We start from the raw sequence: 7511 nt of genomic DNA on the forward strand, positions 1-7511 counted from the left end.
GGGCGTCATGGGTTCCGTCCGGCCTCCGAGCGGGCTCGCAGACCCCCGGTCCATCGCCGCACGGCCGGCATCGCACACTCGAGGTGAATCGACATGACATCCACTCAGACCGGCCTGTTGACCGGTCTCGTCCTCGGCCTCGCCGCCGCGTTCGGCGGTTTCGAAGCCTTCCTCGTGCTCCTCGTCCTCGGGACGGTCGGGCTGCTGGTGGGGCGCTACCTCGACGGCAAGCTCGACCTTGCGCAACTCACCGGCCGTGACAGGGACAACTTCCATGGACACCGCGACCGTCCCGTCCGCTGACGCCGACCCGGACACCTGTTCCGCCCAGCGTGGCAGGACAACGATCTCCGACCGTGCCGTAGGACGCATCGCCGCCCGGGTGTTGACGGAAGTCGAGCACATCGGTGGAACGGCCGGGCGGATACTCGGCACAGCGCCACGCGGAGAAGGGTCCGGGGCCTCGGCCCGGGTCACCGCGAAAGTCACCGGCGACTCGGTCGCGGCGCTGGACGTTCACCTCTCCGTCGCATATCCGGAATCCGTCGCCCGCGCCACCGAGGACGCCCGCACAAACCTGGTGCACCGCGTGGCGGAACTCACCGGACTGACCGTGAACCGCGTCGACATCGAGGTCACCGCCCTGCGCAGTCCCGACTCCCCATCCAGGAGAGTCCAATGAAACGCCGGCCCCGCCGCACCGTCCCCGCCACCCTCACCGCCCTGGTCCTGCTCGCCGCGTGCGTCCTGACCGCCATCGTCGCCATCCAGCTGATCGCCGGGCAGAGCCCGCTCATCAGCCACCGATCCGCCATCGACAGCCTGCACAGCAGTCACTGGAACGACAGCGCCGTTCTCGGCGCAGGTGTCGCGGCCGTCCTCCTCGGCCTCCTCCTTCTGCTCGCCTCGCTCCTGCCGGGGAAACCCACCGTCCTGCCGCTGACCGGTGAGGTGGACGCCGGCGTCACCAGGCGCAGCCTGCGCCATGCCCTGCGGAGCACGGCAGCGGGTGTCGACGGGGTGACCAGAGCACGAGTGAGGCTGGGCCGCCGCACGCTCGTCGCCCGCATCCGCACGGACCGGACCAACACCACGGGACTCACCGATGCCGTCCGCGGCGCGCTCGATCGGCGCCTGGACGATATCGCCCCCTCGAACAGGCCGGCATCGAGAATCCGGCTTCGTGCGCCCAGGAACACGCCATGACCAGCCTCAACCGCCCGGCCCGACTCAACCGCGCGCTGCTCGCCGTGTTCGGCGTTGCTTTGCTCGCCGCGGGGCTTTTCGCAGTGGCAGCCCACTTCAGCCGACTCGCCTTCCTCGATGCAGGCGCCCCACTCATCGGCGACGCCGCCGCCCCACCCACCTGGGCCCTGTGGGCCACGGCTGCCGCCGCCATCGTTCTCGGACTGCTCGCCCTGCGCTGGCTCGCCGCGCAGGTGGCCCGACGCCCCAAAGCCCACGCCTGGCACCTTGAACGGAACCCCGCGCAAGGGAGCACCCGACTCGCCGCGAACGCGGCCACCGTCCCCTTCCTGAGCGATGTCACCACGTACCCCGGCGTCCGCAACGCCCGCGCCACGCTCGCCGGATCGCACGAGAACCCCACGCTCGCATTGGTGATCACCACCGACCAGGACGGTGATCTGGCCGCCATCAACCATCGCCTCACCACCCACGGACTGCCCCGTCTTCGTCAGGCACTCGACCTCGGCAACCTCCCCCTCACCGTCGAGTACCGCCTCACCACCCACACCGGCACCCGCGCACACTGAGCTGAGTCCGGCGGTCGTCGCGGGTGCGGCGGGGGTCGTGCTGACCGAGGCCTCACCGCTCGGTGTCCGCCGACGCCCACGGATGCTCGAAGGGCGCGCCGGCGTACGACGTTCGGGTGCGGGCCCGGTCGTCGCGCCTGACACCGGTACGTGGATCTCACCGCCAAGGGCGGGCCGTGCTGCCGACCGGCAACCCGCAGCGGAACCGCCACCCGCCTGCCCCTGAGCGAGTTCCGCAGGGTTCTCGCGAGCCGTCCCTCCGAGGCCCCCGGCTCTCGAACGGGCGCAGCCCACACGCAGGTTGCTGCCCTCATGACCCATGTCCGGCCCGTCTTCGGCCCGTTCTCCATCGCCTCGGCCGGGTGATGAGGACGGTGTACCGCTCCGGTGCACCTCACGGTGGGCAGCGGGACCCCACGCTCGCTGCGGAGCGGGCACGGCCCCGGCTTGGTTGCCGGCCCTTCCTCGGCCCAGGACCGTGCCCACACGAGCCTGAGCAAGGCCCCACGTCGGTGCCCGGCACGGTCTGGCGGCGCCCCAGGGGACGTGGCCCGGTGGTGCGCGCCCCGTGGGATTCACCGAGCGGGAGGCGACGGAAGATGCCCGGTCGTCGCACCCCGGGCGGGAGCTGATGATGGAGGTACGGTCGAACGCGCGGAGCTGATCATGACGAGCTGGCTCATCAGGGACTACTCCCAGGACGATCTCGAGGCGGTGATCCGTGTCGACACGGAGAGCGGCACGACCGGAGAGCCGCCGCTCTTTCCGCTCTCCGACGCCGTGGCGGCCCTCCAAGCCGCTGATCCGGCCGTGGTGGCGGTGGCGGACGATGTGGTGGTCGGGGCTGCGGTGAGCAGACTGGAAGGCGACCGGGCGTGGATCCTGCGCATCTGCATGATGCCGACCTGGCGGCACATGGGCCTGGGCAGTGCCCTGATCACGGCTCTCGAGCACCGGTTGTACGCCGAGGGCGTACACACGGTGCACGCGGTTCTGCCCGAAGGAGAGACCGGCGCCGACGCCCTGCGGAACTGCGACTTCGAAGCCCGATCCGGCCTGGTCTTCTTCCAGCAGCGAGGGCCGGTCACCCCCCAGGCGATCAGCATGCTGTCCTCTCTCGGAGCGGAGCTGCCGCCTGGAGGACTGTGGCAGAGGGTCGCAGGCATGCGACACGAGAAGCAGCTCATCGAGCGCCGACTGGTCCTGCCGCTGGCCCACCCCGAAATGGCCGCCCAACACGGCGTCGAACTGCCCCGCGCGGTCATGCTGTTCGGACCCCCCGGAACAGGCAAGAGCACATTCGCCCGCGCGATCGCCAGCCGTCTGGCGTGGCCGTTCCTCGAACTGTTCCCAGCGCGCCTCGCCGCCGAGTACGGGCTGGCGGCCGGGCTGAGTCGGCGTTTCGACGAGATCGCCCAGCTCGACCATGTCCTTGTCTTCATCGACGAGGTCGAGGAGGTCGCCGGCACACGGAGCGGCGCGGACGCGACCGCGGTCGGCATCGTCAACGAACTGCTCAAGGCGATCGTCCGGTTCCGCAGCCAGGACGGCCGGCTGCTCGTCTGCGCCACCAACAACGTGACCACACTGGACCCGGCCTTCCTGCGCCACGGCCGCTTCGACTACGTGTTGCCCATCGGCCCTCCCGACCACACGGCCAGGACCGCGCTGTGGGAGAGCTACCTGGCACGAGCAGGCGCGGAGGCCGACTGCGCGGCACTCGCGTCCGCCAGTGAGGGGTTCACCCCCGCCGACATCGCCCACGTCGCCCGCACCGTCTCGCAGGCTCAGTTCGAGCGGACCTTCGACACCGGAACCCGGGTCCACCCCAGCACCGACACCTACCTGGACACGATCCGCGAAACCCGCCCCACCGTCAGCAGCGCCATGAGCCAGGAGTTCGCCGACCAGAGCCAGAAGTTCGCCCGCATCTAGCGTCCTGGTCTCGAAGCACCTTCGTGTCGCACACCGCCTCCGGGCGGCGAGCGGACCTGCCCGGCACCGGCGGTACCGCCTTCGGCACGGGACGGGCTGGATGATGTCGGTGCGGTTGCGGCGGCCTGGTCGCAGCCGCAGGTGGTTCGCCGCTCCGACGGCCGGCCGAACCCGGGGCGTACGCGTGTCAGCGACGGCGTGCGATGCGGCCCCGGGCTCGGCTGCCGGGAAGCGGCCGTCCGTCGTTACGGAGGGGTGGTGTCGCGGTCGTCGTTCCGTACGCGGTGGTGGCCGACGTCGCGCGGTGGCGCGACCGATGCGGTGCGGACGCGGACGGTGGGCCGTGCGTTGCGGCGGAGGTCGTCGGAGCCGTGGTGGTCGCCGTCACGTCGCAGTGACTGCTCACAACCGGACGACGACCAAGGCGGTGTCGTCGTCCGGGCTGTTGCCGCGCGGATGGACGTCGGCGAGCAGGGCGCTGGCGAGGGCTTCGGGGCCGAGGCCGCAGTGCTGGGTGAGGCTGTGGGTGAGGCGTGCCAGTCCGGTGTCGATGTCCTCGCCGCGGCGTTCGATCAGTCCGTCCGTGTACAGCACGAGCGTCGCTCCGGGTTCGTATGCGAGCGTTGCCTGGCTTCTGACCGCGTCGAGGTCCCAAACGCCGAGGGGAGGGTCCACGACGTCGTCCAGGACTTCGGCAGTGCAGCCGTCGGGGTGGAGGAGCAGGGGTGGCGGGTGTCCGGCGCGGCTGTAAGTGATGGTGTGAGCGGTCCGGTCGACGATCGTCTGGAGGGCGGTGGCTGCGACGGCGCCCTCGATCGTGGGTGCCTGCAGGGCGAGTGTCTTGAGGGCGGTGGCCGGCTCACCTGTCGCGCGGACGGCGGCGCTGAGAGCGCTGCGGAGCTGGCCCATCACCCCGGCGGCTTCCAGACCGTGACCGACGACGTCACCGACAGCCACAGCGAGGCGGTCCTGACCGAGGTCGAGGACGTCGTACCAGTCACCGCACACGTTGAGTGAACTGACGGCAGGGCGGTAGCGCACCGCCACCTCGCTGAAGCCCAAGGGGACACTCGGCAGCATGGCGCGCTGCAGGCTGACCGCGATCTCGCGTTCGCGCGCGTGGGCGAGGCGCAGCCGTTCATTGAGTTCCTGCAGATCCTGGGACTGCGAGAGCAGCCCGGCTGTCATGGCCTCTTCATCGCTGAGTGCCTTGCCCGCCTCGCGCAAGGCGGCGCGGATGCGGACCAGTTCGGTGACGTCCTCCACCCGGGAGATGATCAGTGCCACCCGCCCGTCCGGGCCGAGAACCGGCGCGTTCGCCGGAGTCCAGAATCGCCTCTCCCAGGCTTCCGCCCGTCCGGGCGACTCCAGATCGTACCGCCGCAGGGGCATGGTGTCCTGCCGTCCGGTGGTCAGCACCCGGTCCACCGACGCGCGCAGCCGGCTGCCCGGTGCGTCCGGATCAGCGGGGTCCACCGGGAACACCTCAAATGCAGAACGCCCCACAAGATCCCCGCGGTCGCGGCCGGACCGTTCGAGGAATGCGTCGTTCGCGTCCACCATGAACAGGTCAGGGGTGAGCAGCAGCGCAGGTCCGGGAAACGCGCGGAAGACCGCCTCGTAGTCGACGTCGAACGGCGCGGCCCCGCCGGTGTCCTGAGTGCTCATTTTCAGACCTCTACCTCGGACCGGCTGACATTCCAGGTGCGACACTCCCAAAGGGCTGTCCCGTCATCACCGGTGGATCGGTACGGCGTCAGATGCGGTGCACCGCAAGGCGGAGGGTCGCCCTCACACCTGGCGTATTCGGGCGATCCGACACGCAGCGAGGTGCCGTAGCTGTCGTCGCGCGTCCGCTGGGGATTGCGGGAGCCCTAAGGCAGCCAGTGAATCTGCCGCTGCCGGCAGCCCACCTCCAGGTGGTGATGAGGGTACGGGAGGCACCGTTTGCTGTCTCCACGGCCTTCGCAGGTCCCGCCGCGGGCGTCCTGCCCACCGGACACCCCGGGCCGTTCGCCGCCCGCTCCGGCGGCCGGCCCCATTTCCCGCCCGGGATCACCACTGGATGTCCCGCCCGGGATCACCACTGGCCAGTGCTCGCCGCAGCAAATGTGGGTGTCGGCCCCGATGGCCGCCGCAGTGTGTGCCGCGCGACGCTGGAGACCCGTCCCGCACTGCGGGGGACGCGGCTCTCGACGACGACCCGTACGGCGCGCCAGAGGGGAAGCGAGGATGAGCCTGACCGCCTGGCCGGCCGGTCGTCGCCGCTGTGTATGTCCTGATCGCGACCGAGTGGGTTCACCGGGTCGCGGCGGCGCTCGGCGGCGGCGTTGCGGCGGGCCCAGGAGGCGGTGGTGCGCCGGGCGGCGCGGCGTTCGCGGGTGGCCTGGACGCGTTGTTCGCCGGTGGTCCCGGCCGCGCAGGTAGCGGCGCTCGGCGGCCTGACGGCTGGCGACGCCGAGGGGGTGTGCGAGGTCTGCCCAGCTGGCTCCTGCTTTGCGGGCCGTTTCGATGAGGCCGGTTTCCCAGCCGGCGAGCTGCTCGCGCACCTGTCGCAGCGGCAGGAGGGAGGCCAGGGCCTGCTCCGGGCCAACGTCTGCGTCGGAAGAGCCCGCGAGTCCGTTCCTGGCGGCGTGCGGGGCTCCGTCGATGGTCTCCAGGGCGGCCGCGGCGGCGAGGAACGACCGCGGGCTCACGGCGTCGGTACCTGATGGGACCGGCTGCTGGCACGGGGTCATGGACGCCTCCGTCGAGGGATGTCATCGGTTGGACGACATGACGCTTGTCATCCGTTGGATGACATGTTACAACGGTGTCAGTGAGGCGCATTGGCAGCAACTGCCCGAACCTGCTGGAGGTGTTTTCACGATGTTGATGCGCACTGACCCCTTCCGTGAGCTGGACCGGCTGGCCCAGCAGCTGATGGGCCCGGGCACCTGGTCGAAGCCGTCGGCGATGCCGATGGACGCCTACCGCGAGGGCGACGAGTACGTGGTGGCCTTCGACCTCCCGGGCGTGGCCGCGGACGCGATCGACATCGACGTCGAGCGGAACATGCTGACCGTCAAGGCCGAGCGCCGACCGGTGGCGAAGGCCGACGACGTGCAGATGGAACTCTCCGAGCGGCCGCTGGGCGTGTTCTCCCGCCAGATCGTGCTCGCCGACACCCTCGACACCGAGCACATCAAGGCCGACTACGACGCGGGCGTGCTCACCCTGCGCATCCCGATCGCCGAGCGCGCCAAGCCCCGCAAGATCTCCATCGGCGTCGGATCCGGCCACAAGGAGATCTCCGGCTGAGCCGGACCGTCGAACGGCTCGAACAGCGGCGGAGGACGGGTACCTGGTCTCCCCTTCTCCCGTCCTCCGCGCGCCCCAATGAACGAGGAAAGGGGTGCGGCCGACGTGGCCCTGCGATGCGAAGCGTTCCTCGACCGGGTGAAGGAACGCGGCGAATACGGCTCCCTGCACGAGGCCGAGCGCGCGGCCCGCGTGGTGCTCGCCCTGCTGGGCGCACACCTGGTCGGCGAGGTACGCGCCCAGCTCGCCGCGCGTCTGCCGGAAGGCTTCGCCCTGATCCTTCTCAACCCGCTGCAGAGCGCCGAGCCGCTGTCACCGGAGCGGTTCGTCCGCGCGACCGCGGCCTGGATCGAAGGAGCCACCGAACAGACCGCGGCGTGGGACGCCAGCGCCGTCCTCAGCACCGTCGCCGACGCCGCCGGCGACGACCTGCTGAGCCAGATCCTGCTCCAGCTCCCCACGGGCTACGACCTCCTCTTCGGCCGCCCCCAGCCCACCTGA

At 70.7% G+C, this 7511-nt stretch carries 8 protein-coding genes and 1 pseudogene; 7 read left to right on the forward strand and 2 right to left on the reverse strand.

Going from position 1 to position 7511, the window contains the following annotated elements; genetic code table 11:
- The first annotated feature begins 93 nt into the window (after nucleotides 1-93).
- From BLT82_RS33640 to BLT82_RS33660, 5 genes are all read left to right on the forward strand, one after another.
- Nucleotides 94-303 (forward strand): hypothetical protein, encoded by a 210-nt coding sequence (locus tag BLT82_RS33640; protein WP_093661838.1) that lies wholly within the window; start codon nucleotides 94-96, stop codon nucleotides 301-303.
- Complete coding sequence (locus tag BLT82_RS33645) at nucleotides 275-682, forward strand: Asp23/Gls24 family envelope stress response protein (RefSeq protein WP_093661841.1); 408 nt, start codon at nucleotides 275-277, stop codon at nucleotides 680-682. Before BLT82_RS33640 ends, BLT82_RS33645 begins: the two co-directional genes overlap by 29 nt.
- A complete protein-coding gene (locus BLT82_RS33650) occupies nucleotides 679-1206 on the forward strand; it encodes a DUF6286 domain-containing protein (RefSeq protein WP_093661843.1) in 528 nt (175 codons plus the stop codon). Before BLT82_RS33645 ends, BLT82_RS33650 begins: the two co-directional genes overlap by 4 nt.
- On the forward strand, nucleotides 1203-1775 hold the full coding sequence (locus BLT82_RS33655) for an Asp23/Gls24 family envelope stress response protein (protein WP_093661845.1): 573 nt from the start codon (nucleotides 1203-1205) through the stop codon (nucleotides 1773-1775). The genes BLT82_RS33650 and BLT82_RS33655 overlap by 4 nt, the downstream gene beginning before the upstream one ends.
- A 666-nt stretch (nucleotides 1776-2441) precedes the next feature.
- The gene (locus BLT82_RS33660; protein WP_093661847.1) at nucleotides 2442-3710 is read left to right on the forward strand and encodes an ATP-binding protein; all 1269 of its coding nucleotides are present in this window, start codon (nucleotides 2442-2444) and stop codon (nucleotides 3708-3710) included.
- 402 nt (nucleotides 3711-4112) lie between these two features.
- On the opposite strand, the gene BLT82_RS33665 is transcribed toward BLT82_RS33660, so the two are convergent.
- Complete coding sequence (locus tag BLT82_RS33665; RefSeq protein WP_093661849.1) at nucleotides 4113-5378, reverse strand: PP2C family protein-serine/threonine phosphatase; 1266 nt, start codon at nucleotides 5376-5378, stop codon at nucleotides 4113-4115.
- Nucleotides 5379-5790: 412 nt separating this feature from the next.
- Nucleotides 5791-6448: pseudogene (locus BLT82_RS38350) on the reverse strand (type III effector protein).
- Nucleotides 6449-6578: 130 nt separating this feature from the next.
- On the opposite strand from BLT82_RS38350, the gene BLT82_RS33675 reads away from it, so the two are divergent.
- Both BLT82_RS33675 and BLT82_RS33680 read left to right on the forward strand, forming a co-directional pair.
- The gene (locus tag BLT82_RS33675) at nucleotides 6579-7010 is read left to right on the forward strand and encodes an Hsp20/alpha crystallin family protein (protein WP_093659605.1); all 432 of its coding nucleotides are present in this window, start codon (nucleotides 6579-6581) and stop codon (nucleotides 7008-7010) included.
- 78 nt (nucleotides 7011-7088) lie between these two features.
- Complete coding sequence (locus BLT82_RS33680; RefSeq protein ID WP_244529658.1) at nucleotides 7089-7511, forward strand: DUF2267 domain-containing protein; 423 nt, start codon at nucleotides 7089-7091, stop codon at nucleotides 7509-7511.

The organism is Streptomyces wuyuanensis, from assembly GCF_900103455.1.
Lineage (GTDB): Bacteria > Actinomycetota > Actinomycetes > Streptomycetales > Streptomycetaceae > Streptomyces > Streptomyces wuyuanensis.